This is a genomic window from Methylocystis sp. Uni0008, from assembly GCF_056838045.1.
On the sequence record NZ_CM166370.1, the window covers coordinates 1,170,344 to 1,195,884 of the forward strand.

28 protein-coding genes are annotated in these 25,541 nt (G+C 64.2%); 13 read left to right on the plus strand and 15 right to left on the minus strand.

Translation table 11 applies throughout. The annotated features are described in order from the left end of the window. Window positions 1-86: 86 nt before the first annotated feature. The gene (locus AC0X69_RS05800) at window positions 87-788 is read right to left on the minus strand and encodes a winged helix-turn-helix transcriptional regulator (RefSeq protein WP_482612176.1); all 702 of its coding nucleotides are present in this window, start codon (window positions 786-788) and stop codon (window positions 87-89) included. A 59-nt stretch (window positions 789-847) separates the two neighbouring features. Here AC0X69_RS05800 and AC0X69_RS05805 point away from each other — a divergent pair, with 59 nt between their 5' ends. Genes AC0X69_RS05805 through AC0X69_RS05815 form a run of 3 tightly spaced genes read left to right on the plus strand, consistent with a single transcriptional unit; the run spans window position 848 to window position 2,285 of the window. Then, entirely contained in the window at window positions 848-1,282 is a 435-nt protein-coding gene (locus AC0X69_RS05805; protein ID WP_482612178.1) for a VOC family protein, read from the plus strand. Next, on the plus strand, window positions 1,279-1,632 hold the full coding sequence (locus AC0X69_RS05810; RefSeq protein WP_482612180.1) for a DUF1428 domain-containing protein: 354 nt from the start codon (window positions 1,279-1,281) through the stop codon (window positions 1,630-1,632). The genes AC0X69_RS05805 and AC0X69_RS05810 overlap by 4 nt, the downstream gene beginning before the upstream one ends. Next, the gene (locus AC0X69_RS05815; RefSeq protein ID WP_482612182.1) at window positions 1,632-2,285 is read left to right on the plus strand and encodes a glutathione S-transferase family protein; all 654 of its coding nucleotides are present in this window, start codon (window positions 1,632-1,634) and stop codon (window positions 2,283-2,285) included. Before AC0X69_RS05810 ends, AC0X69_RS05815 begins: the two co-directional genes overlap by 1 nt. Before the next feature lie 10 nt (window positions 2,286-2,295). Here the strand turns inward: AC0X69_RS05815 and holA are convergent, their stop codons facing one another. The 4 genes from holA to AC0X69_RS05835 all read right to left on the minus strand — a co-directional run bounded on the left by holA (window position 2,296) and on the right by AC0X69_RS05835 (window position 7,309). Next, window positions 2,296-3,321 carry a DNA polymerase III subunit delta gene (gene holA / locus AC0X69_RS05820; protein WP_482612184.1) on the minus strand — a complete coding sequence of 342 codons (1,026 nt, stop codon included), beginning with the start codon at window positions 3,319-3,321 and terminating at the stop codon, window positions 2,296-2,298. A gap of 25 nt (window positions 3,322-3,346) precedes the next feature. After that, complete coding sequence (locus tag AC0X69_RS05825; RefSeq protein WP_482612186.1) at window positions 3,347-3,976, minus strand: hypothetical protein; 630 nt, start codon at window positions 3,974-3,976, stop codon at window positions 3,347-3,349. Continuing rightward, window positions 3,963-6,599 (minus strand): leucine--tRNA ligase, encoded by a 2,637-nt coding sequence (leuS, locus tag AC0X69_RS05830; RefSeq protein WP_482612188.1) that lies wholly within the window; start codon window positions 6,597-6,599, stop codon window positions 3,963-3,965. Before leuS ends, AC0X69_RS05825 begins: the two co-directional genes overlap by 14 nt. 146 nt (window positions 6,600-6,745) lie before the next feature. After that, a complete protein-coding gene (locus tag AC0X69_RS05835) occupies window positions 6,746-7,309 on the minus strand; it encodes an HdeD family acid-resistance protein (protein ID WP_482612190.1) in 564 nt (187 codons plus the stop codon). Window positions 7,310-7,500: 191 nt separating this feature from the next. Here AC0X69_RS05835 and AC0X69_RS05840 point away from each other — a divergent pair, with 191 nt between their 5' ends. After that, window positions 7,501-8,175, plus strand: coding sequence for a YggS family pyridoxal phosphate-dependent enzyme (locus tag AC0X69_RS05840; RefSeq protein WP_482612192.1), 675 nt, complete (start codon window positions 7,501-7,503; stop codon window positions 8,173-8,175). A 26-nt stretch (window positions 8,176-8,201) separates the two neighbouring features. On the opposite strand, the gene AC0X69_RS05845 is transcribed toward AC0X69_RS05840, so the two are convergent. Then, window positions 8,202-8,789 (minus strand): HdeD family acid-resistance protein, encoded by a 588-nt coding sequence (locus tag AC0X69_RS05845; protein WP_482612194.1) that lies wholly within the window; start codon window positions 8,787-8,789, stop codon window positions 8,202-8,204. 295 nt (window positions 8,790-9,084) lie between these two features. Beyond that, window positions 9,085-9,627 (minus strand): L,D-transpeptidase family protein, encoded by a 543-nt coding sequence (locus AC0X69_RS05850; RefSeq protein ID WP_482612196.1) that lies wholly within the window; start codon window positions 9,625-9,627, stop codon window positions 9,085-9,087. Between the two features lie 84 nt (window positions 9,628-9,711). Between AC0X69_RS05850 and AC0X69_RS05855 the strand changes: the two genes are divergently transcribed. The 4 genes from AC0X69_RS05855 to AC0X69_RS05870 all read left to right on the plus strand — a co-directional run bounded on the left by AC0X69_RS05855 (window position 9,712) and on the right by AC0X69_RS05870 (window position 13,251). Beyond that, the gene (locus AC0X69_RS05855; protein WP_482612198.1) at window positions 9,712-10,344 is read left to right on the plus strand and encodes a winged helix-turn-helix domain-containing protein; all 633 of its coding nucleotides are present in this window, start codon (window positions 9,712-9,714) and stop codon (window positions 10,342-10,344) included. A gap of 60 nt (window positions 10,345-10,404) precedes the next feature. After that, window positions 10,405-10,869, plus strand: coding sequence for a cyclic nucleotide-binding domain-containing protein (locus AC0X69_RS05860; protein ID WP_482612200.1), 465 nt, complete (start codon window positions 10,405-10,407; stop codon window positions 10,867-10,869). A 163-nt stretch (window positions 10,870-11,032) separates the two neighbouring features. Further along, window positions 11,033-11,473 (plus strand): hypothetical protein, encoded by a 441-nt coding sequence (locus AC0X69_RS05865; protein WP_482612202.1) that lies wholly within the window; start codon window positions 11,033-11,035, stop codon window positions 11,471-11,473. Between the two features lie 137 nt (window positions 11,474-11,610). Further along, the gene (locus AC0X69_RS05870; RefSeq protein WP_482612204.1) at window positions 11,611-13,251 is read left to right on the plus strand and encodes an alpha-D-glucose phosphate-specific phosphoglucomutase; all 1,641 of its coding nucleotides are present in this window, start codon (window positions 11,611-11,613) and stop codon (window positions 13,249-13,251) included. A gap of 45 nt (window positions 13,252-13,296) precedes the next feature. Here the strand turns inward: AC0X69_RS05870 and AC0X69_RS05875 are convergent, their stop codons facing one another. Together AC0X69_RS05875 and AC0X69_RS05880 are read right to left on the minus strand one after the other, a co-directional pair. Continuing rightward, window positions 13,297-13,902 (minus strand): hypothetical protein, encoded by a 606-nt coding sequence (locus tag AC0X69_RS05875; RefSeq protein ID WP_482612206.1) that lies wholly within the window; start codon window positions 13,900-13,902, stop codon window positions 13,297-13,299. Window positions 13,903-13,922: 20 nt separating this feature from the next. Then, a complete protein-coding gene (locus AC0X69_RS05880) occupies window positions 13,923-15,899 on the minus strand; it encodes an alkyl/aryl-sulfatase (protein ID WP_482612208.1) in 1,977 nt (658 codons plus the stop codon). A gap of 165 nt (window positions 15,900-16,064) precedes the next feature. Here AC0X69_RS05880 and AC0X69_RS05885 point away from each other — a divergent pair, with 165 nt between their 5' ends. Further along, window positions 16,065-17,384, plus strand: coding sequence for a DUF3422 family protein (locus AC0X69_RS05885; RefSeq protein WP_482612210.1), 1,320 nt, complete (start codon window positions 16,065-16,067; stop codon window positions 17,382-17,384). 3 nt (window positions 17,385-17,387) lie between these two features. Here AC0X69_RS05885 and AC0X69_RS05890 read toward each other — a convergent pair whose 3' ends face one another. Beyond that, window positions 17,388-17,645: an exodeoxyribonuclease VII small subunit gene (locus AC0X69_RS05890; RefSeq protein ID WP_482612212.1), complete on the minus strand. Its 258-nt coding sequence runs from the start codon at window positions 17,643-17,645 to the stop codon at window positions 17,388-17,390. Window positions 17,646-17,653: 8 nt separating this feature from the next. Further along, the gene (locus AC0X69_RS05895; RefSeq protein WP_482612214.1) at window positions 17,654-19,078 is read right to left on the minus strand and encodes a cation diffusion facilitator family transporter; all 1,425 of its coding nucleotides are present in this window, start codon (window positions 19,076-19,078) and stop codon (window positions 17,654-17,656) included. A 110-nt stretch (window positions 19,079-19,188) separates the two neighbouring features. On the opposite strand from AC0X69_RS05895, the gene AC0X69_RS05900 reads away from it, so the two are divergent. From AC0X69_RS05900 to AC0X69_RS05910, 3 genes are all read left to right on the plus strand, one after another. After that, window positions 19,189-19,629 (plus strand): VOC family protein, encoded by a 441-nt coding sequence (locus AC0X69_RS05900; RefSeq protein ID WP_482612216.1) that lies wholly within the window; start codon window positions 19,189-19,191, stop codon window positions 19,627-19,629. A gap of 435 nt (window positions 19,630-20,064) precedes the next feature. After that, entirely contained in the window at window positions 20,065-20,424 is a 360-nt protein-coding gene (locus AC0X69_RS05905) for a hypothetical protein (protein ID WP_482612218.1), read from the plus strand. A 112-nt stretch (window positions 20,425-20,536) separates the two neighbouring features. Next, a complete protein-coding gene (locus AC0X69_RS05910; RefSeq protein WP_482612220.1) occupies window positions 20,537-21,211 on the plus strand; it encodes a DedA family protein in 675 nt (224 codons plus the stop codon). Here the strand turns inward: AC0X69_RS05910 and AC0X69_RS05915 are convergent. Continuing rightward, window positions 21,177-21,668 (minus strand): DUF2244 domain-containing protein, encoded by a 492-nt coding sequence (locus AC0X69_RS05915; RefSeq protein ID WP_482612222.1) that lies wholly within the window; start codon window positions 21,666-21,668, stop codon window positions 21,177-21,179. The two genes, AC0X69_RS05910 and AC0X69_RS05915, sit on opposite strands and share 35 nt — an antisense overlap. Before the next feature lie 48 nt (window positions 21,669-21,716). On the opposite strand from AC0X69_RS05915, the gene nth reads away from it, so the two are divergent. Then, window positions 21,717-22,418: an endonuclease III gene (gene nth, locus AC0X69_RS05920; RefSeq protein ID WP_482612224.1), complete on the plus strand. Its 702-nt coding sequence runs from the start codon at window positions 21,717-21,719 to the stop codon at window positions 22,416-22,418. A gap of 19 nt (window positions 22,419-22,437) precedes the next feature. Here the strand turns inward: nth and AC0X69_RS05925 are convergent, their stop codons facing one another. The 3 genes from AC0X69_RS05925 to AC0X69_RS05935 form a co-directional block, all read right to left on the minus strand. Then, the gene (locus AC0X69_RS05925; RefSeq protein ID WP_482607591.1) at window positions 22,438-23,565 is read right to left on the minus strand and encodes an IS630 family transposase; all 1,128 of its coding nucleotides are present in this window, start codon (window positions 23,563-23,565) and stop codon (window positions 22,438-22,440) included. Window positions 23,566-23,950: 385 nt separating this feature from the next. Beyond that, window positions 23,951-24,463, minus strand: a complete 513-nt coding sequence (locus tag AC0X69_RS05930; RefSeq protein ID WP_482612226.1) for a hypothetical protein — start codon at window positions 24,461-24,463, stop codon at window positions 23,951-23,953. A 112-nt stretch (window positions 24,464-24,575) separates the two neighbouring features. Beyond that, complete coding sequence (locus AC0X69_RS05935) at window positions 24,576-25,424, minus strand: ATP-binding protein (protein WP_482612228.1); 849 nt, start codon at window positions 25,422-25,424, stop codon at window positions 24,576-24,578. Window positions 25,425-25,541 lie beyond the last annotated feature (117 nt).

The following is a 25,541-nucleotide window of genomic DNA, read 5'->3' on the forward strand; positions in this document are numbered from 1 at the left end:
ACGCTGCTCTGGATTTCCCGATCAGGCCTGCGGCCTGCAGGGAATGACAGGTCCCGCGAAGGCGTCAACTGGACTCTTCGTGAATTTCATATCTTCGGCGGCAGGGGAAAGAGCCCGGTGAAGCGCTCAGCAAGCGCGCGGTCGCCTTCGACGACAAGCGCCTTTTCCGCTTCGAGCGCCTCGAGCGGCGCGCCGCCATAGACGGCCGCCGCTATCGCCGTCGCCTCTCCCGCAAAGACGACGTCTGCGGCGTCGAAGGCCTGCCGCGCGGCGTCGCATCTGCCGTCGTGGAGTCGCACAAGAAACGTCTCGTCGCCGATGCGAAAGCCGATGCGCGCGTTCAATCCCTTCGCCCGGCGCGCGTCGAACATTGTCCTGAAGGAGAGCATGAGAGACGCCGCGCTGAGCGGCAGCCTGGGATCATGCAAGGGCGAGCGCGCCGCCCAGCGGCCGAGAACGCTGAAGACAGGCTCGATCTCATACCCCCACGGCGTCAGTTCATAGACATGGCTCGCCGCCGGCGGCGGCAGCCTGCGCCGTTGCAAGGCGCCGATTTCCTCCAGCCGCTCCAACCGTTGCGTCAGCACATTGGCGCTTATCCCCGGAAGATCGGCGCGCAGGTCGCTGAATCGCTTCGGGCCGAACATCAGTTCGCGCATCACCAGCAGCGCCCAGCGCTCGCCGATCAGATCGAGCGCATGGGCGGCGCCGCAGGCGTCGTCATAGCTGCGCGCGGAGGGCGGGACTCGTTTCGCCGCGGCCTTTTTGGTTATTTTTTCTAACTTCATTGTTGCATTTTATAACTTATGAGGTAGGTTCCACAATGGCTGGTTTGAGAGGAGCGTCCATGTCGAGACTTATTTTCATAAATCTTCCCGTCGCCGATCTTCCAAGGGCGACCGCGTTCTACGAGTCGATCGGGGCGAGGAAAAACCCGCAGTTCTCCGATCACACCGCCTCCTGCCTCGTCTTCTCGGACACCATTCACGCGATGCTTTTGACGCATGAGAAATTTCGACAATTCACGACGAAGCAGATCGCAGACGCGCACAGGAGCGCCGAGGTTCTGATCTGCATCTCCGCTGACAGCCGCGCCGATGTCGACGCGCTCGTCGAAAAGGCGACGCGCGCCGGCGGCGCGGCGGATCCGACGCCCACCCAGGATTTCGGCTTCATGTATGGCCGCAGCTTCGAAGATCTCGACGGTCATATCTGGGAGATTATGTGGATGGACGCCGAGGCGGCGTCAAAGGCGTGCCAGCAGGAAGGAGCGGCGCAATGAGCTATGTCGACGGTTTCGTGATTCCCGTGCCCGAGGGCAAGAAGGAAGACTACCACAAGGCCGCCGCGCAGATGTGGCCCATCATGAAGGAGTGGGGCGCGCTGCGCGTCGTCGAATGCTGGGGCGACGACGTGCCGGACGGCAAAGTCACCGACTTCAAACGCGCGGTCGCCGCCGAGAACGGCGAAAACGTCGTGTTCTCGTGGGTCGTGTGGCCGTCGAAAGCGGTGCGCGACGCCGCCCACAAGAAAATGCACGAAGATCCGCGCATGAACGACATGCCGATGCCCTTCGACGGCAAGCGCATGATCTTCGGCGGATTCAACGTTCTGCTCGATGAAAGCGCGTGATGACGCTCGCGCTGTATGGGCATCCGTTTTCGTCCTACACGCAAAAGGCGCTGATTGCGCTTTATGAGAACGACACGGCTTTCGAGTTTCGGTCGCTCGAGGACAAGCAAGCGGAAGGCGAATGGGCGGCGCTCTGGCCGATCAGACGCTTTCCGCTTCTGCGCGACGATGAGCGCAGCATTATGGAGGCCAGCGTCATCGTCGAATATCTGGACCTGCGCTATCCTGGCCGAATAACGCTCGTGCCGCGCGATGCGCATGCGGCGGTCGATGTCCGCTTCATGGACCGGTTCTTCGACAATTACATCATGACGCCGATGCAGAAAATCGTGTTTGATCGTCTGCGCCGTGAAGGAGATCGTGATTCCTATGGAGTCGCGCAAGCGCGTCGGGCGCTGGACACCGCCTACGGCTGGCTCAACGAAAAGATGAGAGATCGGGAATGGGCAGCGGGAGAGGATTTCTCTCTCGCGGATTGCGCGGCGGCGCCCGCGCTTTTCTACGCGGACTGGACGCACCCGATAGACGACGCGCTGGCGAATGTTATCGCGTATCGCCGTCGTCTCCTCAGTCGCCCCTCCTTCGCGAGAGCCGTCGACGAAGCAAGACCTTATCGCGCTTATTTTCCTCTCGGCGCGCCGGATCGGGACTGACGCGGCGCTCTTATCGCCGCGCCGCGCGCGCGACGTTCCACAGCGCGCGCTCGGCTTCCATCTGCGCCACGCCGGCGTTGGCGCGCGCCCGCGTCTGCGCAGCGCGCAGCGGTTCGATCAGCGCGCCAAGACGCCCTGACGACCATTGCTTCAGCTGCTCCTCCATCAGCGCGCGGTGCATGAAGCCAAAGCCCGCGCGCATCAGCGCCGAGACGCCGGCGTCGGGCCGCCCGCCCTCACGTTCCATCGCGAGACGGGCGCGATGCAGCGCAACCGCGTAGCGCAGCGCGCCGATGAGAAGCGGCTGCGCATCGCCGTCCTGCGCAAAATAGTCGTCGAGCGCTGCGCCGACTTCGGCGCGTCCCGCGAACGCCGTCGCCACGACACGGTCAGACGCGATGTTGGAGGCATGCGCGACGATCGCTTCGACGTCCCCGGCTTCGACATGCTCGCGGCCGTGCATGTAAAGCGCGAGCTTTGACAGTTCGGCGCGGCTCATCAGCCGGTCTTCCCCAAGCGCGCCGAGCAGAAGGGCGCGCGCCTCGGGACTCGCGACGAGGCCGGCATCGCGCAGGCTGCGATCGATGAGCGCCTGCAAGTCCGCTTCGGCGTCGGGCTGGCACTCGATCGCGGCGCCCTGCTTTGCCCCCTCGACGAGCTTGCGCAGCGGCGAGTCGCGCCTGAGCGCGCCGGCGGTGAGAACGACGGTGCAATGCGCGGGCGGCGCGGCGATGAGCGAGGCGATCGCCGGGATCACGGATTTGGCGCCGGTCTCGACAAGTATGGCGCGGCTTCCACCAAAGAGTGGCGTCGTGTTCGCTTCATCGAGCAGCGCAAGCGGGTCGCCGGCGACCACATCGCCGCTCATCTCGACGAATTGGAACGGATCGCGACGATCGTCGACGCGCTTTTCGACGAGAGCAAGCGCGCGCTCGCGCACCATGCCGGCGTCCGAGCCGAAGACGAGAAAAAGGAAAACGCCCGGAGGCGGCGCGGCGACAAAGCGTTCAGCGTCGCGAGTCCTGACCGCCGTCATGATGCGGGAGCGTCCGCCTCCGCCGTCAATAGCGACTGACGACGGGGGGCGGGACGGCCGACAAGCGCGCCGCGAGCACAGTCGCGATTCTGGTGCGGATCGATTCCGCGATCACCCGCGCGCTGCGGATCTCCGAGTCGCGCGCGGCGCGCACATTGGAGAAACGATTGGAGAATCGGTCGTAGCTCGCGATGTTGAAGGCGATGCCCTTCGTCACCTCGACCTCATCAGGCAAGGTCACCAGCCGGTATTCGGCGTCGACGATCACCGTCGCCGAAGTCGCGCGGCCGGTCACAGTGTCGAGGATCGGCGTCTGCACGCGCTCGCGAAGAACGACCATCAGCCGGTAGCGCGGCGGCGGCTGCGAGCCGGTGCCGTTCAATCCGAAGATCAGGTCGTTTCGGACATAATGTCCCAGCCGCTGAGGAATCTCGTCGACCGCGATCGCCTGCATCTCGACGGCGAGCGGGGAGGAGTCGAGCCCCATGCCGCCCGGCGCGTAAAGCGGCTGCAGGCAGCCGGCAAGCGGCAAGGCCAGCAGCGCCAGGCAGAGAACCGTCACATGCCGGAATGCGGCGGTCGGCAGTCGGCCTTCGTTCGTCGGATGAGGCCCGACTGCCGACCTGCCGACCGCCGCTTTGCTAAACGACCACATTGACGATCCTTTTCGGGACGAGAATGAACTTCTTTAGCGGCTTGCCTTCCATGGCGCGCTGAACCCCATCTTGCGCCAAAGCCTCTTTGCGAATCGTTTCCTCGTCGGCGTCATGGGCGACAAGAATTTCGGCGCGCTTCCTGCCGTTGACCTGCACCGGCAGGCTTATCATCTCCTGGGCGACCAGGGTAGGATCGGCCACAGGCCAAGGCGCCTCAACAACCAGACCTTTGTGGCCCAAATCGGCCCAGCATTCCTCGGCGACATGCGGCGTCATCGGCGCGACGAGGCGAATGAGCGCGTCCGCCGCCTCGCGGAAGGCGTAGGCGAGGTCGGCGGGGACCGGCGTTTCGGTCACGGCGTCGAGCGCGCTCGTCAGCTCATTGGCGAATTCGCGGATGCGGGCGATGGCGCTGTTGAAGCGCAGCCGCTCGATATTTTCGCTCGCCTGCGCGATCGACCGATGCGTCGCCTTGCGCACGGCGAGCGCGAGATCGTGAAACGCCGGCGGCGGCTCAGACCCGACAGGCGCCGCTACGCGTCCCAGTTCGCCGGTCAGCCGCCACAAGCGCTGAACGAAGCGCCAGGCGCCCTGCGCGCCCTCATCCGACCAGATGACGTCGCGATCAGGCGGGCTGTCGGAGAGAACGAACAGGCGCGCCGTGTCGGCGCCATAGCTCGCGACGATGTCGTCCGGGTCGACCGTATTCTTCTTCGACTTCGACATTTTCTCGATCGGGCCGATCTCGATCTCGACGTCGCCGTCGGTGAGAAAGGCGCGGCGACCGCCCTCCCTCACTTCGATGCGCACATCGTAAGGCGCGACCCACTGGCCGTCGGGCGCCCGATAGGTCTCGTGAACGACCATGCCCTGAGTGAAGAGCCCCGCGAAAGGCTCGGCGACCGCGGCATGGCCGCTGTCGCGCATGGCGCGGGCGAAGAAGCGGGAATAGAGCAGATGCAGAATCGCGTGCTCGATGCCGCCGATATATTGATCGACCGGCAGCCAGCGCGCGAGCGCCTCGGCGCTCGCCGGCGCCGTCTGATTATGCGGGTCGGCGAAGCGCGCGTAATACCACGACGAATCGACGAAAGTGTCCATCGTGTCGGTCTCGCGCCGCGCCGGCGCGCCGCAGGAGGGACAGGAAACGTTCTTCCAGGTGGGATGACGGTCGAGCGGATTGCCGGGCTGATCGAAGGAGACGTCCTCCGGCAGCCTTACCGGCAGATCGCCCTCGGGAACCGGAACCGGCCCGCAGGTGTCGCAATGGATGATCGGGATCGGGCATCCCCAATAGCGCTGGCGCGAAATCCCCCAGTCGCGGAGCTTGAAATTGACCTTCCGCTCGCCCTGCGGCCGGTCGAACAGCGCGGTGGTCTCCAGCCGCTTTGCGACCTCGTCCTTCGCGTCGGGCACGGTTAGCCCGTCAAGGAAATAGGAATTGAACAGTCGCCCGTCCCCGTCGAAGGCTTCGCCAGTGTTTGCAATTTGCGCCGTTATATCTCCCTCGTGCATACCCTCGGGACGAATAACCGGCACAAACCCCAAATTATATTTCGTGGCGAAATCCAGATCGCGCTGGTCATGGGCCGGACAGCCGAAGATCGCGCCCGTGCCGTAATCTATCAGGATGAAATTCGCGACATAGACCGGCAGCGTCCAATTCGGATCGAAGGGATGAATGACGCGCAGCCCCGTGTCATAGCCCTTCTTTTCCGCGGTCTCGATCGCTTCGGCGGACGTCGCGCCGCGCCGGCACTCCTCGGCGAAGTCGGCGAGCGCCGGGTCCTTCTGGGCGGCCGCCCTCGCCAGCGGATGGTCGGCGGCGAGGGCCACGAACTTCGCGCCAAACAGCGTGTCGGCGCGGGTGGTGAAGACCTCGATCTCCCGCGCGTCGCCAAGCGGCTCGGCGAGCGCGAAGCGCACCAACATGCCTTCCGAGCGCCCGATCCAGTTGCGCTGCATGAGGCGCACCTTTTCGGGCCAGCGATCGAGCTCGTCGAGCGCCGCGAGCAGCTCTTCGGAATAGGAGGTGATCTTGAAGAACCACTGCGTCAGTTCGCGCTGCTCGACGAGCGCGCCCGAGCGCCAGCCGCGCCCGTCGATGACCTGCTCATTGGCGAGCACGGTCATGTCCACCGGGTCCCAATTCACCTTCGACTTCTTGCGGTCGACGATGCCGGCTTTGAGGAAATCGAGAAACAGCTTCTGCTGGCGGCCGTAATATTCGGGATCGCAGGTCGCGATTTCGCGCGACCAGTCGAGCGAGAGCCCCAGCGTTTTGAGCTGCGCCCGCATCGCCGCGATGTTCGCGTAGGTCCATTGCGCGGGATGCGCGCCGGTCTGCGCGGCGGCGTTTTCGGCGGGCAGGCCGAAGGCGTCCCACCCCATTGGATGCAGGACGTCGAAACCCCTGGCGCGCATGAAGCGCGCGATCACGTCGCCCATCGAGTAATTGCGCACATGGCCCATGTGCAGCCGGCCCGAGGGATAGGGGAACATCTCGAGCACGTAATATTTGGCCGCGCCCAGCCGAGCGCCTGCCTTAAACGACTGTTTCTCTTCCCAGATCTTCTGCCAGCGCGGCTCCGCCTCGGCGAAATTATAGCGTTCGGGTCTCATCTGGCTGGCGCGTCCGGTCAAAAGGCTTTCTGGATTGCGCCTCTAATGCCGGGCGGTCAGGGGGATGTCAAAGGGCGGAGAGGAATCCGCCTAGCGCGAAAAAGCTAGGGGACCGAAAGATCGGCCCCCTAGAGTTCCCCATGAATTCACGCCTTCGCCGAAAGCCCGACGGTGATCCAGCTGATGCCCTCGAAGATCAGATTGATCGCAAGGAAAAGGCCAAGGACGTAAATGCCGGAATAAGGCCACTGCGCCATGATCATGCCGCCGAGGACGATGCTGATCACGCCGGCGATGGCCAGAAGCGCCCAAGGACCGACGTCGCGAAGGTGCCAGGCGAGGATCAGCTTGAAGAGGCCGGCGACGATCAGCGCGACGCCGATGATCGCCGTCAGCGACACCGCCGCGAGCAGCGGATCGCGAAACACCAGAAAACCTGCAACGACGGTGATGATCCCGACGACGCCCCACAGCAGCGCCCTGCTCCACGGCCTGATCTGAACGGCGGTGATGATCTCCATCGCGCCGGCGACCAGCATCACCGCGCCGACATAGAACACCGTCACGAGCGTGGCGGTCGTGACGTCATAGAGCGCGAAAAGCCCGCCGATCAGCATGAGCGCGCCAAGCGCGACGATCCAACCCCATTTGCGGCGCAGATGGTGCAGATGCATCGTGCGCCCTTCGTACATCAGGCTTTCATTAACCATTGCGGCCTCCAATGCTGTGGGAACGATCACTGGTAGGGCGGGATGCGTTTTTCTTTGATGAAGATTGCGACGGTCCCGCATGCCTTCTTGCCGCAAGCTTAACGCGCCGCGCTGCACGAAGTTCCGCACTGCGAAGCCACAAAAAGATTCGGCGCTTGACCCTGCGGCGGAAATCGCGATTTTCGCGGGCTATGGGAGCCGCTGAACGCCTTGAATCGACGCGCGACGCGATAGACCGCGCCGCGCGAGACTGCGGCCGCGATCCTGCCGCCGTGCGCCTGGTCTGCGTCACCAAGACCTTTCCGGCCGAGGCGGTCGTTCCTCTGCTCGAGGCTGGCCACCGCATCTTCGGGGAAAACCGGGTTCAGGAGGCCGCGACGAAATGGCCGAAGCTGCGCGAGCAATATCCCGACATCGAGCTGCATCTCATCGGCCCCCTGCAATCGAATAAGACCCGCGAGGCGGTCGAGCTTTTCGACGTTATCGAAAGCGTCGATCGGGAGAAGATTGCGAAAGCGCTTTCCGAGGAGATGACCCGGACCGGCAGGCGCCCGCGACTTTTCGTTCAGGTCAACACCGGGGCCGAGCCGCAGAAGGCTGGCGTTCTCCCCGAAAGCGCCGACGGCTTTCTGGCCGCCTGTCGCGACGCGCATGGGCTGCAGATCGATGGGCTGATGTGCGTGCCGCCGGTCGACCAGCAAGCCTCGCCGCATTTCGCTTTGCTCGCCGACATCGCCGCGCGCAATGGGATTGCGGAGCTCTCCATGGGCATGAGTTCGGATTTCGAACTCGCCATTCAGCTGGGCGCCACCTATGTCCGGGTCGGTTCGGCGATCATGGGCGAACGGGATTATCCAAGCGGCTGACGAACCCTCGACCGCGCCGAGCCCGCTTACACGGCTTGCCGCACGGCCGCACGCCGCGCGGCGAGCCCCATCGCCAGCCAGCCTACCCCCTCGAAGAGCAGGTTAACGCCAAGCAGCAGGCCCAGCACATAGAGACCCGCATTGGGCAATTCGGCGAGGATCAGCAGGCCGATGACGAAGCTCAAGGTCCCCGCGATCGCGATGTATTCCCAGCGGCTGAGATCGCTCAGTTTATAGGCGAGCAACAGCTTGATGGCGCCGCCGGTCACGAGCAGCGCGCCGATCAGCGCCGTGAACGAAACAGCCGCAGGGATCGGAAAGCGGGCGGCGGCCAGGCCGGCGACGAGCGTGAGGGCGCCGACGACGGCCCACAGCGCGGCCCGGCCCCAGGGCCGGATCTGCAAAGCGGTGACGATCTGCCAGCCGCCAGCCACCACCATCGCCGCAGCCACATAGACGATCGCCACCACCGTCGCGGCCAGAGCGTTGAACAGGGCGACGACCCCGCCCATGATGAACAGGGCGCCGAGGGCGACGATCCACCCCCACTTACGCCGGCAATGCGCGGTGTGTCCGACAGAGGAACGGGTGGGGAGAGCCTCGCTGCTGGTCATCGTCAACCTCCCGGCGCGGTCGCAATTTCATGGGCGGCGAAACTGGGCGAGAGAGCTTCGCCTACCATTTCCAGCTTGCGGCGCGCCCTGCTTTCAGGGGCCGCTGGCGCCGCGGCGAGAGCGCGCAACGCCGAATATGGCGCCATATGGCCAACGCCGGGGAAAGCTCCAGCCGGCCGCGGAGGATTTCGACGGCGCAGGCGGCTCCTTCCTTTCGCAAGGCCTTCAACGTCCCACCTCGGCCGATGTTTCCCCCTCTGCGGCGCCGTCTGTCGCCGGACGCTCAAGCACCCGCTTACTGGATCAATAGCGCGGCCCCCTGCCGCAACCTCGGGAGGAGCCGCGCCATGTCGCGCGCCCGCAACGCCACGCAGCCGGCGGTCGGCGAAAAATCTTGCGTGACGATGTGAAAGAAGATCGCGCTGCCGCGGCCGCGCACGCGGGGACGAAGATTGTAGTCCATAACGCCCACGACGTTATAAAGGGCGTCCTTGCGCCACATTTCCTCATGGCCGAGGCGCGACGGCGCGTTGAGCGGTTTGTTATAAAGGAACGAGCGCGGATCGTCGCACCAGAGGTCGCCCGGCCGCGTGCGGCGCCACGGCAGGCGTAAGGGAACTGGCGCACGCAAGTAAAAATAGAGGAGCGGCCATTGGCCCGCTGGCGTCGCGCCGTCGCCCTCGCGCTTGTTGCGCGTGACGCCGCTGCGGCCGAGCGCGCAAGGAAGAACGAGGGTTCCGGCGACCAATCTGCCGTCGTGCGGACGCCCGCCGATACGCCGCGCGACGCGCAGCAACGCCAGTCCGCTAGGTTTCGCCCGTGTCGCTCGCCGATGCATGATGGTTCAGATGCGCCGCGCGCGGGCGCGTTTGACCCGCTATAGCAGGAATAGCCTTTTCGACGCGAGGAGCGATCCCGGCTCATGTCCCTTTCGCGCACGCTTAGCGTCGACGCCGAGGCTCAACTGCGGGCGACGCTCGTCGAGCAATTCGCCGCCCTCGGCCGCTATGCGCTGTGCGAAGGCCAGCTCGGCGCGCCGGGAGAAGACTGGCCCGACGCGGCGATCCTGGACGACGCGCATTGCAACGCTGAGGCGCTCGCCCGCGCCCGCGCGCGGGGCTGCAGGACGCGCGTCGTGCTTATCGCCGATGCGCCGAAGTCGCCGCCGACGGGCGTTGACGCGGTCATCGCGCGTCCGATCCGCTTCGGGGAGCTCGTCGCCCTCATCGACTCCTTATGTCCTCCGGCGGCTGTGGGTCCCTATCGTTTTGAAGCCGGAGAGCTGCGCGCAGCTTCCGGCGCGCGCTTGAAGCTGACCGAAAAGGAAGCGGCGATCGTCGCAAGGCTGGCGCGCGCCCGCGGCGCGACGGTCTCTCGCGAGGCGCTGCTTCACGATGTGTGGGGCTATGGACCGAACATGTCGACCCGTACGCTCGAAACACACATTCACAGGCTGAGACGCAAGCTCGAACCGTCTCCCGGAAAGCCGCGGTGGCTCAAAACGGAAGGCGACGGCTATCGGCTCGCCGCAAATGAGGAGGATGCGCTTCGTTGACGCTTACGCGGCGCGGCCCGCGTGTATAGAGATGGCGAGGGGGACGGCAAACAAAATGACATGACGCTGGACGACGATATCGCCAATCTCTCGCGCATTCCCCTCTTTGCGTTCTTCGAGCCCAGCGCTTTGCGCATGCTTGCCCTTTCCGCCGAAGCGCGCCTGCTGCGCGGGGGCGACGTCCTGTTTCGACGCGGTGAAACGTCGGACGGCGGTTATGTGCTTACCATCGGATCCATCGCTCTCGATCCATATGATGAGCGAGGTCCCCGATCCTTGATCATCCGGCCCTGGACGCTGATTGGCGAAACCGCGCTCGTCGCCCCGTCGACGCGGCGCGCCGCGGCCATCGCGCGCGAGCCGGCGACGGTGCTCAAGATCTTGCGGCCGACGTTCCATGTGATTCTGGAGCAGCATCCGGCGACCGCCGCGCGCGTGCGCGACTTTTTTCGCCGCAGGCTTGTGCATTTCATCCGAGAAGTCGGCCTCGATGAGTCCACGTCTGACATCGACCTCGGCCCTTAAGGTAAACGCCGAAAAAAGTCGCGTTTCAGCCTCTCGAAAAGGATCAAATCGCGCCTAACTGAGTTGTTCGTCCGGCGTGAGCTCCAGGGGAGTTCGCGAGCATCGCGGCTGAACGCCGCGCCAATGGAGGCGACGGAACGCCGCGCCCAAAGGAGGATGTAAGATGCGTAAAGGCATGAAATTGGCGCTTTCCGGCGCGCTATGCAGCGCGACTTTCGCGACCGCCGTTCCCACCGAAGCGCTCGCCGGCCCAATGAGCGCGCCGGATCGTTCGGTCGTTGCGCCTTCGAGCCCGGTCGAAAACGTCTGGTACCGCCGTGGCGGTTGGGGCTATCGGGGCGGCTGGGGCTGGCGTCGCGCCGGCTGGGGACCGCGGGGCTATCGGCGCTGGGGCGGCTACAATCCGGGCGGCGCCATCGCGGCGGGCGTCGGCCTCGGTCTTCTGGGCGCCGGCCTCGCGGCCTCGAGCGCTTATGACTATCCCTACGGCTACGGCTACGGCTGGGGATATCCCTACGGCGGCTGGGGCGGCTGGGGAGGCGGCTGGGGCGGCGGCTGGGGCGGCGGCGGCTGGGGAGGCGGCTGGGGCGGCTGGGGCTGGTAGGCCCGAAGCTCTCCGACAATTGTGAAAAAAGGCGGCGCGGGACTCCCGCGCCGCCTTTTTGCCGTCCACGCCGACGAATTGTAGAAGCTGACGCCGCGCCGATCGCGCGTCGACACCAACGCAGGGCCTCCGTCCAGATGGGGAATACACACGCGACGACGATCGCAACGACGCCTTTCGCCGATCAACGCCCGGGAACGTCCGGCCTGCGCAAGAAAGTCGAGGTCTTCAAGCAGCGCCACTATCTTGAGAACTTCATTCAGTCGATTTTCGACGCTTTGGAGGGATATCGGGGCGCAACGCTCGTCGTTGGCGGCGACGGCCGCTATTTCAACCGCGAGGCGATCCTGAAGATCCTGAAGATCGCCGCCGCCAATGGCGTCGGCCGCGTCGTGATCGGACAAGGCGGCATATTGTCCACGCCCGCGGCTTCGGCGCTGATCCGCGCGCTCGGGGCCTTCGGCGGGATCGTGCTGTCCGCCAGCCACAATCCGGGCGGCCCGCATGGCGACTTCGGCGTCAAATACAATGTCGCGAACGGCGGTCCAGCGCCTGAGAAGGTGACGGACGCCATTTATGCGCGCACGCGCGAGATCGCGTCCTACAGGATCGTCGAAGCGCCGGACGTCGATATCGACCGGCTCGGCGAGACGAGGATCGGCGACATGCGCGTCGACGTCGTCGACAGCGTCGCCAATTACCGCGCGCTGATGCAGACGCTCTTCGACTTCGACCGCATCCGCGACGCGTTTCGCGCGGGCCTCACCATCACATTCGACGCGATGTCGGCCGTCACCGGCCCCTATGCGCGCGTGTTGCTGGAAGAGGAGCTTGGGGCGCGGCCGGGCAGCGTCATCAATGCGACGCCCCTGCCCGACTTTGGCGGGCATCATCCCGATCCCAATCTCGTCCACGCGAGGCATCTTTACGACCTCGCCATGTCCGACAATTCGCCCGATCTTTGCGCGGCGTCGGACGGCGACGGCGACCGCAATCTCATCATCGGACGCGGCCGTTTCGTCACGCCGTCGGACAGTCTCGCGATACTGGCCGCCAATGCGACGATCGCGCCGGGCTATCGCAGGGGCGTCGCGGGAATCGCCCGTTCGATGCCGACGAGCGGCGCCGCCGACCGAGTCGCTGAAAAGCTCGGCGTGCCGCTTTACGAAACGCCGACGGGCTGGAAATATTTCGGCAATCTGCTCGACGCGGGACTTGTGACGATCTGCGGCGAGGAGAGCGCCGGCGCCGGCTCGGACCATGTGCGCGAGAAGGACGGTGTGTGGGCGGTGCTGTTCTGGCTCGACATACTCGCGGCGCGCAAGGAGAGCGTCGACGCGATCGTTCGCCAGCACTGGACGACCTACGGGCGCAACTATTATTCGCGTCACGATTATGAGGAAGTCGCGAGCGACGGCGCGCATGCGCTCATGGAAGCTCTGCGCGCGCGCCTTCCGGCTCTCAAGGGACAATGTTTTGGAGGTCTCGAAGTCGCGACGGCCGACGACTTCGCCTATCACGATCCAGTCGACGGCTCCGACTCGATGCATCAAGGCCTGCGCGTGATGTTCGCCGACGGATCACGCATCGTCTACCGGCTATCCGGCACCGGCACCGCCGGCGCGACGCTGCGCGTCTATATCGAGCGCTACGAGCCGGATCCCGCGCGGCAATATCTCGAGACTCAGACGGCGCTCGCCGATCTCATCGCGCTGTCGCGTGAACTGGCCGCGATCGAACGCTACACGCAGCGCGCCGCGCCAAGCGTCATCACCTGAACGCCAGACATGAGGGGCTGACCGCGCTCGCGCGATCCACATCAACTACTTGCGTCTGACGAAAGGAATGGATTTCGCGCGGGCGATCGTCTCTGATGAGACTCCGCTGAGCAGAGCCGTGCGTATGGCGTAGGCGGCAGGCGGCTCCGCGTCGATTGCGATCACGCCTAATTCGAGCGCCGCCTGGGGCGCAAGCGCGCCGTCGAGCACCGAGGCGAGCACCGCTTCATTGGTCACGATCACGACATCGCCGGGCGTCGGTCCGGCGACATGCATTTCGATATCATAGCCCTGCCCGCTTGAGACCAATCTCGACCACAGCTGGGATTCGATGAAGAGAACCGAGATTCTCGGCGCCCGATCCAGCATCGCGTGAGTCGCAGCAAGACGACGCTCGAGGCTCTGGATGTGGCTCGCAGCGCGCCAATAGCCCTTCGCCCCCGGTTCGATCGGCGCGACCGCAGCGCGATTGACGACGCCGCTCGCAACAGCGTCGCTGATCGCAAAAGCGACCGCAAGCGACTTCGGGTGCATCGCGCCGAAACCGGCGCCGAGCGGCCCATCGAAGCCGCAGGCCAAGCCCGCCTGAGAGCCAACCGAAACGGCCCAAAGTAGCGAGTAGCGGGCGATGGAGCTGAACCGCGGGCGCATATCGAGCCTTGCTCCGACGCTCAAGGCGTCACGATGTGGAACCAGAACGGGAATTTGTCGAGCAATCCGACGAACTCCACAAACACCTCCCGCTTGCCGTCGACTTTCAGCTCTCCCGAGGCGATCGCCTGTTCGGGCGTCAGGAGGCCAAGCTCGATCCGATCGAGCGTCGATTTTTTTAACGTGGCTTTCGCGTCCGGATTGGGAGCGGGCTTGTCCGAATAATTCAGCACGCCATTTTCGACCGCCAGCCGATAGAGCTTTTTGAGATCGGTGAACTCGACATTCAGGATCAGCTTTTTTCCGGTCGCCTTCGGGCCGTTCAAGCGCACGGCGAGATAGTCCCAGGTCATTTCCGGAGGCATCGCCTCGATCGTATCCGCGCTTGCCGTGTTCAGACCGCCGGACTCCGGAACGCCATTGCGCAATTCGAACGCCCCCTGCAGATAGATGGCCCGCCACGGCCCCGCCTCCGCCTGGTAGCCCATCTGTTCATAGGCGTCGGCGAGCAACTCCTTGGCGTCCCTATCGTCCGGATCGGCGAAAACCGCATGGGTGAGCGCCTCGGCGACCCAGCGATATTCACCCTTCTCGTAATCCGCTCTGGCGCGTTTCAAGATCGCCGGCGCGCCGCCCATGTATGCGACGTATTTCTTCGCCGCTTCGGCGCGCGGAAGCTGGTCCAGCGTCGTGGGGTTGCCGTCGTAGAAGCCCATATAGCGCTGATAGACCGCGCGCGAATTGTGTTTGAGCGAACCATAGTAACCGCGGTCGGCCCATGTCTTGTCGAGTTCCGGCGGAAGCCGGATCATGTTGGAGAGTTCAACGCCCGTGTAGCCCTTGTTCAACAGGTTCACGGACTGGTCGTGGATATATTTGTAAAGGTCGCGTTGCTTCTTGAGGTAGTCGACGATCTTTTCTCGTCCCCAGAGCGGCCAGTGATGGCTCTGAAACTTGACGTCGGTCTTGTCCGCGAAAAGATCGATCGTCTCATCGAGGTAGCGCGCCCATTTCAGCGCATCTCGCACCTGAGCGCCGCGCAATGTCAGAATGTTGTGCATCGTGTTGGTCGCATTCTCCGCCATCCACATGGCGCGGAACTGCGGAAAATAGGTGTTCATCTCCGCCGGCGCCTCGGTGCCGGGCGTCATTTGGAACACCATGCGCACGCCGTCGATCGTGACGGTCTCCCCGGTTTTCTTGATCTCGCGCGTCGGCAAAATGAGCGATATGACGCCGGTCGACGTCGTCTGGCCCAATCCTGCGCCCACGCTGCCGCGTTCGCCGCGCGGCAGCATCGCGCCATACATGAAAATGGCGCGGCGGCTCATCGCGTTGCCGGCGATGACGTTTTCGCTCACCGCATGTTCGGCGAAATGTTCCGGCGCGAGGACCTGGATCTTGCCCGCCTTCACATCGGCTGCATCAACAATCCCGCGCGCGCCGCCATAATGATCGACATGCGAGTGGCTGTAGACGACGGCGACGATGGGACGCTTGCCGAGGTTCTGCGTGACGAGTTCGAAGGCGGCCTTGGCGGTTTCGGTCGAGATCAGCGGATCGAAGACGATCCAGCCTTTGTCGCCCCTGATGAAAGTTATGTTCGATAAATCATAGCCGCGGACCTGAAAAATGCGGTCGTGAACTTTGAACAGCCCATAATTCATATTGAGCTGGGCGTTGCGCCAAAGGCTCGGATTGACCGAATCGGGCGCTGGCTTATCGACGACAAAGGACTTGAAGCTTTCCATGTCCCAGACGACTCTGCCCGAAGCGTCCTTGATAGTCAGCGCGTCGGGCCTGGCGATGAGACCGCGCGCGGCGTTGTCAAAATCCTCACGGTCGTCGAAGTTGAGGACCTGCAATACGGCCTGATTGGCGGCCTTCGTCGCTTCCGTGGCGGGCTTTGGCGCCGTTTGCGCATGTGCCAGGGTGGCGGCGATAGCGACGAACGCGCTCAGGATCGGTAAGAATGATTTGCGTCGCCCGTCCAACATGCGGCCCTCCATTCGGCTTGCCTTGTCGAATGTGACGGAAAAGAATTGTCTGGAATAGAATTTATGGCAACCAAAAACGGACGCGGCCTCCGCCGTCATTGCGCCGACCATGGCAGACCGGCGTGGGACGTCGATGATTCGCGTGGCTGCGAGTAGAGAAACGCAATGGACATCAGCAAAGACAAACCCGCAATTTTCAGCGAGCATCCATTCCGCCAAGCAGTCCTCGCGGAGCTGCACGCGCGGCCGTTCCTGCCGCTCGACGCGCCGCGGCGCGTCTATCACTACGCCTTCGCCACCGATCACGAAGCGGCGGCCAGGGATCGCGAAGCGATCGGCGCGCTCGCGCTCTCGCATGGCGTGCTGGCGCCGGATCCGGGCGCCAGATTCCACTACTTTATCTTTGGCGACTGGCGGCTCCGCTGGGAGCAGCACAGCGAATTCACCACCTACAGCTGGTCGACCGGCCTCGGCGCCGAAATCCCCTTCACGCATGCCGATCCGTTCAAAGCGGGCGAAATCTCCTTCAAGCCGCCGGGCGTTCTCATCGTCGCGACGCAGCTCTGCGTCGTCGACGGCGCGCAATCGGTCGAGGAGCTTGCGTCCTATTTCAATTCGCAGAGTCTCTGCGTCATCGGCGTCAAAGATCGCGATGCGCAGGTTCTGACCGACTTCGCCGTGGATGCCTATGGCTTCACGCGCATGCTGATCCGCGGCAAGGCGCAGCCGCGCATCGAAGCGGGCCGCCTCGCGCAGCGCGTCCTCGAGATCGAAACCTATCGCACGATGGCGCTGCTCGGGCTGCCGCTCGCGCGGGAAGTGTCGCCGCAGCTCGCCAGTATGGAGCGAGAGCTTTCGGGCATCACCGAAGCGCTGAATGACGCGCATGACATGCGCGTCAATGATCGTCTGCTGAAGCGCCTCTCGGACCTGCTCGCGAGCGGTCAGGCGCTGTCGACGCGCACCGCCTTCCGTTTCGACGCGAGCCGCGCCTATCGCGCGCTGGTGAAGAACCGGCTCTCCCAGCTGCACGAGCGGCGCGAAGGACAATATGCGACGATCTCAGATTTCCTCAATGCGCGCCTCGATCCGGCGATCGAGACCTGCAACGCCGTCGAAGCGCGCCAAACCCGCTTTTCAGCTCAGGTCGAGCGCGCGACTGATCTGATGCGCACCGGCATCACGCTGCAGATGGAGCGGCAGAACGGCGCGCTGCTCGAAGAGATGAACCGCCGCACGCGTTTGCAGATGCGGCTCAACCGCATCGTGCAGGGGATCACCATCGCCGGGCTCGCCTATTTTCTTACCGGGCTCTTCAGCTTCGTCGCCAAAGGGCTCAAGGCCGGCGGCGCTCTGCCGCCGCAGGTTTCCGCCGATCTCGTCGCCGCTCTCGCAATCCCCATCGCCGTGCTCATCGCCATGGCGTTCATGGCCCGCGTTCACAGATTGTCGCGAGAGGCCGCGGAAGAGGAGCAGCTGGATTAACGTCTATTCGACGTCGAAGGGCGCGACTCCTGTCGGCTGGCCGTTTTCGCCAAGCGTGATTTTCTCGATGCGGGCTTCGGCCTCGGCGAGCAGCGCCTCGCAGCGCGCCTGCAGCGCCTTGCCGCGCGCATAAAGCTTCACCGACTCGTCGAGCGACACGGCGCCCTTCTCAAGATCGCCGACGATGCGCTCGAGTTCCTGCATCGCCTGTTCGAACGGCATCGAGGCGATGTCTGCGGCGGCGTCCGGCTCCTGCGTCATGGCGTCTCTCATAGATCAAGCGCACGTCCTTGGCTATCGGCCGCAGGCTCGGCCCGGCCGACGATGCGCAGGATCGCCGGGAATTCCTCGCGCGTGCGGCGCTCGATCTCGTCCAGCGCGTCATGAGCGCCTTGCACCGACGCGGCCGCGTCGAGGCGGCAGCGGAAATTGACGACCAGGCCGCCCGGCGTTTCCCGAACTCTCACGTCCTGCACATGCGCCGGCGGCCGGGTCCGCGCGGCGACGCGCGCGAGCGCCGCCTCGATCGCGCGAGCGACTTCCGGATCGGCGGCATGCGCCGCCAGCAGATGCATTTCGAGCGGTTCGATATGCGTCTCGACCTCGGCGTCGGCGCCGAATTCGTCGCGCAGGGCGCTTTCGAAATCGGCGGCGACCGCGTGCGCGCGGCCAAGCGGCATCGCGCCGTCGAGTTCGATGTCGACGCCGATCGACAAGCGGCCGTCGATCTGTTGCGCGATGACGTGGTGTGCGTGGATGTGGCGGCGCGCCCCGACGAGGAGGATGCGCTCCGCAACGGTTTCGTCATCGAGCGCGCGCGGTTCGACCGACAGCGTGATGCGGGCGCGCGGCGTCACGTCGGCGATCGCTTCGGTCACCGCCGACTTGATGCGCGCCGCCTGCTCGACTCGCAGGCCGCGCGAAACGCCGATCGTCGCCTCGCCGACGATCTCCGGTCCAAGCGTGCGCAGCCGCAGCGATTCGATCGCGATGACGCCCGGCACGTCGGCGATCGCCCTCTCGAGATGCGGCGCGAGCTCCCTTGGTGCGGCGTCGAGCAAAGTGTCGATCGTGCGGCGGCCCAGCCGAAAACCCGCGACCGCGATGAAAGCGGCGACGCCAAAGGCCGCGAGGGCGTCGCCCCGTTCAAACCCGTAATGCGCCGCAATGAGACCGATGAGCACCAGCGTCGACGAGACAAGGTCGCTTGCAAAATGAAGCGCGTCGGCGGCGAGCGCGTCGCTGCCCTCCTCCTTCGCGATCCGGCTCAACTGCCGCGAGCGCACGTAGTCGACGGCGATCGAAACCACGAGAACGCCATAGATAGGCCAGCCGGCGTCGATCTCGACGTTCCTCTCCTGCAAGCGCCGCCAGGCCTCGGCGACGACGAACACGGCGAGTCCGAACAGGAAGCCCGTTTCGATCAGCGCCGCCAGCGCCTCATATTTGCCATGGCCATAGTGATGTTCTTCGTCGGCTGGCTTCTCCGCCTCGCGGACGGCGAAGAAGGTCAGCACCGTCGCGCCGGTGTCCACGAAGGCGTGCCCGGCCTCGGACAAAAGCGCAAGCGAGCCAGACCACAGCCCGGCGGCGAATTTCGCGGCCGCGAGCAGAGCGCTCGCCGCGATCGACGCCTTGGCGGCCGCCAGCTTGGCGCTTGTCGCCGCTCTCGGAAGAGCCTTGGTCTCGGTCACGTCAACGCGCCATTTATCGTCTGGGAGAGCCAGCCCTCTAGCAGAGCGGCCAGCGTGGGCGCAATTTTGCGCCGCCCGACGTTAGCCGATGAAGGAGATAGGAGCCGCATATGCGATTTTTGCACACCATGGTCCGAGTCGGCGACCTTGATCGCTCGCTGGAGTTCTTCTGCGGCGTCCTTGGACTTCAGGAGGTGCGCCGCACCCAGAATGAAAAACACCGCTACACGCTCGTCTATCTCGCGGCGCCGGAAGACGCCGCGCAGGCCAAGGAAAAGGACGCCCCACTCATCGAGCTCACCTATAATTGGGACGAGCACGATTATGCCGGCGGACGCAATTTCGGACACCTCGCCTTCGCAGTTGAGAATATTTACGAGGCCTGCGCGCGGCTGCATGCCGCCGGCGTCACCATCAACCGGCCGCCCCGAGACGGCCACATGGCCTTCGTGCGAACGCCCGACGACATTTCGATCGAGCTGTTGCAGAAGGGCGCGCCGCTGCCGCCGCAGGAGCCATGGGCTTCGGCGCCCAATATCGGCAGTTGGTGAGAATTTCTGCGGCGCAGTGCGCGATCTATTGCGCCGCAGCTACGAATTTTTCAGCTTCTCGGAACTATTGCTCCACCGGCGAGTTAAATCCGAAGTCGGGCTGTGGCCTCAGCTCGGCTAATCATTATGTTGTTGATATGCTGGCGAACTTTCGTCGCGAAGCTGTCACGCCTTTCAGTTAGAAGGCTCAGGCGCGCGGCATGGGGAGCGAAGGTCTCTCGGCTCTTGCGCCGATAGCCTTGTTCGCTGGCTTGAGAGCCTGATCCCTTGGCCGGGATGAGGCGTTTTCAGCAATTTTATACAGAAAAGGTTCAGCTTGCATGGCTAGCTTAGCGGGACTGCGCCGCTCAGCGCGAATAGACAAATGTCGCGGGCGACCGCGGCCAATGAATGGTCCTCAGGGATCTGAAACAGGGCTCAAGGGCGGAGGTCGTCATGGTCATCGTGGATCTGATCAATTCCTGCTCTAACGACAAGGTCGCCCAGGCTGCATTGGCGTGCATCGGCGGCGGATTCGCCGAGCGCGTGCGCGCGGCGGCAGGGGAAAAAGGCGTCAGCGTCGGCAAGTTCGTCGCATTGGCGGTACGCGAATTCGCGACCCGGTCCGACGAAGCCGCGCAAGAGGCGCTCCGCGCCAAGATCGTGCGTGACGACCAGCCGCTGCTCAGAGGCCTTCGCGAGGTCCTCGAAGCAGCGCTGGAGCGGGATCCCTTCTTTCTGGACGGCGACGCGATGACCGCGACGCCTCCCTACGCCTACACCGCCGCGCGGGAGAATGCGCTCCGGTATCACTGACCTCATCAGGTTCATCACGCCTGCAAGTGGCGGCGTCGCGTCGGCGATGTCGCCATTTTTGCGTTGAGGCCTAGATGAAGCGGGAAGAGCCCTCTCTCTTTCCTGGCCAAGGATGACTCATTTTCTCGATCAGGCGCAGATCGCCTCAATCCTGTCGACTTACGGCTATTGGGCGATCTTTATCGTCGTAGCCCTGGAGAGCGCCGGCATTCCGCTGCCCGGCGAGACCATGCTGGTCGGCGCGGCGATCTTCGCCCGCCTCTCGGGGGCGATCGCCATCGAGAATATCGTCGTGGCGGCGGCGGCCGGCGCGATCGTCGGAGACAATGTCGGATACTGGCTTGGACGCGAATACGGCACGAAGCTTCTCGAACGCTACGGCCATCATGTCGGGCTCGGGCCCGAGAAGCTGCGACTGGGGCAGTATCTGTTCTACCGATGGGGCGGCGCGATCGTGTTTTTCGGCCGCTTCGTCGCGCTGCTGCGCATTCTCGCGGCCTCGCTTGCGGGCGCAAATCATCTGCCGCCGGGCCGCTTCTTTATTTACAATGCGAGCGGGGGCGTGGTCTGGGCCTGCGTTTTCGGCTTTGGCGCCTATTACCTCACGGCAGGTTTTGAAAAAATCGAGGGGCCTATTGCGGCGGCGCTCGCTGGCGGGCTCGCGATCGGCTTGTTCGTGCTTTGGCGCTACTACAAGCGGCACGAGGCGCGGCTGATGCGGGAGGCCGACGCCGTGCTGAGCCAGCGCGACGCTAGCCGAAACGCGCGCCCATTCGCGCGTCGATGAGCGCGCGATTGAGATCGCGCGCCAGCTCCGCTTTCTGATCGGGGCCCAAAAAGGCGCCGATCTCGACGCTTTCGCCCCGCGAGACCAGGGCCACCCGCTCGGTGCCGAATTCCTCATGCACGGTCTGTTCGAGCCGCACCCAGGACGGGTTGAAACGCCACTCCTTTCGCTGTCCGCGCGCGCCGATCTGCGCGAAAACCAACTCCAGCGGCGTAAGATCGACCGTCTCATGACTGCGCGCGGCGTAGAAGCTCAGACGAAAGGCGAGATAGAGCCCGAGCGCGTCGAGACCCATGAATCCGGCGACCGGCCAGGCGCCCATGAAAAAGAAAGGCAGGGCGAACAGGACCTGCCCGACACAGAAGATCATGATGAAAACGTAGAACGCGTGCCGCGTCATCGACCGGTGCGGCGTCAGCCGCGCTTCGTAAATTTTCCGCTCGAAAGGGTCGGACATTTCTCCTGCCGGCTTTCTCCTTCAGACTCTGAAAGTTATAACGCGTCCATGGCGGAAACAAACAGTCAGAGCGCGCGCGTCGCCAAAAAACCGGTACGCCGACGGCGGCTGCCCGCCGCCGAGATCGCGCGAATCGAAGAGATTTTCGCGCGTCTTTCAGCCGCCAATCCTGACCCCAGAAGCGAGTTGCACTACAAGAACCCCTTCACCCTGCTCGTCGCGGTCGTGCTGTCGGCGCAGGCGACCGACGCCGGCGTCAACAAGGCCACTCCGGCGCTGTTCGCGCTCGCCGACACGCCGGCCAAAATGGCGGCGCTGGGCGAAGAGCGCGTGCGCGACCTCATCAAGACGATCGGCCTTTATCGCGCCAAGGCGAAAAATATCGTTGCGCTGTCGCGACTGCTCGTCGAGCGCCATGGCGGCGAAGTGCCCCGCACGCGCGAGGCGCTGACGGCGCTCCCCGGCGTCGGCGGAAAGACGGCGAATGTCGTGCTCAATGTCGCCTTCCATCAGCCGGTGATCGCGGTCGACACGCATATTTTCCGAGTCTCCAACCGGCTTCCGCTCGCGACAGGCAAGACGCCCGAGGAGGTCGAAGCGGGACTGGAGAGGATCGTGCCTCAGCAATATCTCCTGCACGCGCATCACTGGCTCATTCTTCACGGACGCTATGTGTGCAAGGCGCGCAAGCCGGAGTGCCCGCGCTGCATCATCGCCGATTTATGCCGCTTCAAAGCGAAGACGATCTAGTGTCCTGATTCAGAAGTTTCTATCCAGCTTTGGCTTGGAGGTCGAGGGTGCGACGGCAGAAGCGTTCGATGGAGGCCAGAATGTCGTCGGCTGACTTGGTCCAGCGCAGCGGCTTCGGATCAGCGTTCTGTTGGGCGAGGAAAGCCTTGATGGCGGCGATGAGGTCTTTGACGGACTTGTGCGCGCCTCGCTTGATCTGCTTTTCGGCCAGCAGCGCGAAGAAGCGTTCGACCTGATTGATCCACGACGACGATGTCGGCGTGAAATGCATGTGCCAGTGGGGCCGCTTGGCGAACCAGTTGCGGATCACTTGCGTCTTATGGCTCGAAGCGTTGTCCATCACGACGTGAATGTCGAGGCCGGCGGGAACGTTGCTCTCCACTTCGTCGAGAAACTTGCGGAACTCCTGCGCGCGATGGCGCGGCATGCATGTGCCGATCACACTGCCAGCCTTCACGGTCGTCTCAGCCGTGACAGCAGCGATGAAGCCGGCAAAGAGCGTCGTAGTGCCGTGGCGGTCGTAGTCGTGCGTGCGCCGCTCGACTTGTCCAGGGCGCATCGGCAGCAGCGGCTGCGTTCGATCAAGCGCTTGTATTTGGCTCTTTTCATCCACGCATATCACCAGCGCCTTGTCGGGCGGATCGAGATAGAGGCCAACGATGTCGCGCACTTTCTCGACGAACTGCGGGTCGGTCGAGAGCTTGAAAGTCTCGGTGCGATGCGGCTGTAGGGAGAATGCACGCCAAATGCGATGAACCGACGAAGTCGACACGCCCGATGCTTTCGCCATGCCGCGCGTGCTCCAGTGCGTCGCGTTCTTGGGCTGCGTTTCGAGTGTCCTGGTCACGATCTCCTCAACGCGGTCGTCGCCGATCTTGCGTGGCGCGCCACAGCGCGGCTCATCGTCGAGACCATCGAGACGGTGCTTGGCGAAACGCTCGCGCCATGTGCGCACGGTCTGCCGCGTTACACCGACCGCAGCCGCGATCTCGCAGTTGTTGAGCCCGTCAGCGGCCCGCAACACGATCTCCGCGCGTTGCGCATGCCCACGCGCCACCTTGCGTCGCCGGACGAGCCTTTTGAGGTATTCCCGTTCGTTCTCGCTGAGCTCAATCTTGCTCGCTTTGGTCGCTCCGTCCCTCGCCATGCCGCCCTCCCGAATCCCGCCTGGGCCGAAGGAATCACAATCGCGAAAACGTGGCTAGTAATTTCTGGGACAGGACACTAGTCCCCATTGCTGTAGCGGCCGCGGCGCCCATGCGACAAAGAGGACAAAGTCACAGACGGGCGTCGGCGTCCGTGGGATTCTCCGCGTCAAGCCGAAGGACAAACGCCGTCGAAGAGAACCGCTAATGAACTACAAAATGATCATCATCATCATGGGCGGCCTGCTGATGGTCGCCGCCATGATCCCCTACGCCTACAAAGCGCGATGCGTGACAGCGGAATGCATGCCGGAGCGGCCATACTAATCAGCCCGAAGACGGCCCGAGGCGCCCGCTCAGCCGGGCGCCTCGCGGCGCGCTCGCGGGTCAATTGACCTGGCAGGTCGACTCATATCTGGCGCAGGCCCGCCCGTCGCCCCTGTCGCAACTCTGTTTCCAGGTCCGGCAGCCCGGCTTTTTCCACGGCTGGCTCTCGAATTCGCCAACCCGTTTGCGCACCGGCGCGCAATTGTCCGTTTCCGGAATGGGCCGCGTGCCCGGCGGGCAGCCATGCATCGAATGGCCTTCCTCCCCGCGCGCCGGCCGCGCGCGCTGGCCGCCGTCGACGCAGAAGTTCTGAGAGATGAAGCAGGTCACCCTCCCGCCTTCGCGGCACGAAGAGGTCGCGGGCCGGTAGTGAATGCCGCCGCGCCCGTAATTGGCCTCGAGCCGTCGAACCTCCACAAGTCCCTTGTTGTTGGCCTTTGTGAGCGCTTCCTCTCTGGAATAGCCGCTGGCCGAAGCCTGCAGCACGCCACAGAACGCGAGTGCGCTTCCAGATAGAGAAACCACCCACAGGACCATCGTGGTCGTGATCAGCGTGATGCGTTTGAAGTTCATGCAGCCCCCCTTTCATGCCCCAGCTCAGGCTAGGCCTTAAGCAGAGCGAAAGATAGCGCGCGCGAAAAATAAACCGGCGCGGTTGGGAGCGGACGCGTAAACGCCCAAGGGCCTATGACAAACGTTTCCCCAGTCGTCCCGCGAGGTCCTGCACAAATTGCCAGGCGACGCGGCCGGAACGGCCGCCGCGTGTGATCGACCATTCCAGCGCCTCGGCGCGGATCGTCGCCGGCGGCGCATCGAGGCCGAAATGATCGGCGTAGCCGAAGACCATCGCCAGATAGTCGTCCTGGCTGCAATTATGAAAGCCGATCCAAAGCCCGAAACGGTCCGAGAGGGAGATTTTCTCCTCGATCACCTCGCCGGGATGAATCGCTGTGGCGCTTTCATTCTCCACCATGTCGCGGGGCAGCAGATGCCGCCGGTTCGACGTGGCGTAGAACAGGACATTGTCCGGCCGTCCTTCGACGCCGCCTTCGAGAGCGGTCTTGAGCGCCTTGTAGCTCGTCTCCGAACCGTCGAAGGACAGGTCGTCGCAGAAGACGATGAAGCGGAACGGCGCCTGCGCCAGCGCGCCAAGCAGCGCAGGCAGCGCCTCGATGTCCTCGCGATGAATCTCGACGAGCTTCAGGCCGTGCTCGGCCAGCGCGCCATGGACCGATTTCACCAGCGAGGATTTGCCCATGCCGCGCGCGCCCCAGAGCAGCGCATTATTGGCGGGCAGCCCCTGCGCGAAACGGCTCGTATTGGCGAAGAGCATGTCGCGCTGGCGGTCGACGCCCTTGAGCAGCGCGAGATCGACGCGATTGACGCGGGCGACCGCATGAAACGCGTCGCCTGCGGCGCGCCAGACGAACGCCTCGGCGGCCGAAAAGTCCGGCGGCTCAGGCTGCGGCGGCGCCAGACGCTCCAAAGCCCCGGCAATGCGGGCAAGCAGCTGCGCGACATCCTCCTGCGACATGACCCTCCCCGCAGCTCTCTTGGAAAATCAGTTCTCCCGGGCCAGCGGGCCGATGGGGCTGATTTGCGCGACGCCGAGGATTATACCGAAGGGCCAGCGCCGCATCGACGCCAAGCC